This is a genomic window from Streptomyces spirodelae (assembly GCF_017676385.1).
GTDB classification, from domain to species: domain Bacteria; phylum Actinomycetota; class Actinomycetes; order Streptomycetales; family Streptomycetaceae; genus Streptomyces; species Streptomyces spirodelae.
In genome coordinates this window covers 1-1787 of record NZ_JAFFZN010000062.1, presented here as the reverse complement: position 1 = coordinate 1787, position 1787 = coordinate 1, and the positions used below count along the sequence as shown (strand labels likewise).

General features: G+C 67.6%; 1 protein-coding gene. It reads left to right on the top strand.

The window, feature by feature from the left end:
- Window positions 1-98 precede the first annotated feature (98 nt).
- Window positions 99-1742: an IS1182 family transposase gene (locus JW592_RS32335; RefSeq protein ID WP_209268853.1), complete on the top strand. Its 1644-nt coding sequence runs from the start codon at window positions 99-101 to the stop codon at window positions 1740-1742.
- Window positions 1743-1787 lie beyond the last annotated feature (45 nt).

The window sequence follows — 1787 nt, the reverse complement described above, 5'->3', positions numbered from 1 at the left end:
GACTCTGTTGGTTAAAGGCTGATTCCTTCGCGTGACGTTGGCCTTCACTGCCCGGTTGTGGGTGGTGGAGGCCAACTTTGCGTCTGGGGAGGGCGTCGGTGTCGTTGCGTTTGGTGGGGCTGGGGGAGATTCCGGCGGAGACCGCGCGGGTTGCGCGGGTGGTGTGTCCTCGTGGTGCTTTCGCGATGCGGCTGCGGGAGGAGTTCGCCGAGGTCTTCTCGGGGGAGGCTTTCGCTGATCTGTATTCCGAGCGGGGGCGTCCCGCTGTCGCGCCGGGGGCATTGGCCCTGGTCACGGTGTTGCAGTTCGTCGAAGGGCTGTCTGACCGGCAGGCGGCCGATGCCGTGCGTACGCGGATCGACTGGAAGTACGCGATCGGCCTGGAGCTGACGGATGCCGGGTTCGATTACTCGGTGCTCTGTGAGTTCCGGTCCCGGCTGCTTGAAGGCGAGAAGGCCGGCGAGGTCTTCGATCTCGTCCTGATGCTGGCCAGGGACCGCGGGCTGCTGAAGACCGCGGGACGGCAGCGGACCGACTCCGCGAAGGTCCTGGGGGCGATCACGGGCCTGAACCGACTGGCACTGGTCGGGGAAAGCCTGCGGGCCGCTCTGAACGCGATCGCGGCCGTGGCTCCGGACTGGCTGGCTGCCCGGGTGGACCTGGAATGGTTCGACCGCTACGGCCACCGGGTCGAGGAGACCCGGCTGCCCAGGAGCAAGGAAAAGCAGCGGGCCTGGACAGCGCAGGTGGGCGCGGACGGCATGCGGCTGATGACCGCCCTCTTCGCTCCTGACGCACCACGCGAGGTGAGGGCACTGGGGCCGGTCGAGGTGCTGCGACAGGTCTGGGTGAAGAACTACCAGGTCAGCGAAGGCGAGGTGCACTGGCGGGAGGACAAGAACCTCCCGCCGGGCAGACTCCAGCCCTGTTCGCCCTATGACCTGCACGCCCGCCGGGGAGCCAAGGCCGGTTCCGGATGGGCCGGCTATCTGGTCCAGCTGACCGAGACGTGCGAGCCGGACGTGCCGAACCTGATCACACACGTCGCCACCACGGACGCGTCGGTCAACGACTCCAAGATGACCCAGGCCATCCAGGCGGACCTGGCCGCCCGCGACATGCTGCCCGCCGTTCACCTGGCGGACGGGAACTACATCGACGCCGGCAACATCCTCGCCGCCCAGCGCATGGGCGTCGAACTACTGGGGCCGGCTCAGAGGAACACCACGGTCCAGGCCCGGGGCCGGTTCGCCACCGACGCGTTCACCGTCGACTGGGACCGTCGGCAGGTGACCTGCCCCAACGGAATCACCACCGATCAGTGGTATCCCCGCACCGACTCCAAGGGCATTGAAGTCGTCCGCGTCCGGTTCCGCCACACCGAGTGCCGCCCCTGCCCCGACCTGCGCTCATGCGTCGGATCGACCACCGGCCAACGCCGGGAGATCACGCTGCGACACCACGACGAGCATCAGGCGATCCGGCAGAACCGCGCAGCGCAGGAAACCCGTGAATGGCGCAACCGCTACCGGCAGCGCAACGGCATCGAGGCCACCGTCTCCCAAGGAGTCCGTGCATTCGGCATGCGCCGGTCCCGCTACCGCGGCCAGCCCAAGACCCACTTCCAGCACTTGTTCACCGCCGCGGCGATGAACCTCGCCCGGCTCGATGCCTGGACCAGTGGCACACCACGGATCGGCACACGCATCTCTCGCTTCGAGACACTGAAGCCCGCCGCCTGACGGCGACGGGCTTCACGAAGGAATCAGCCTTTAACCAACAGAGTC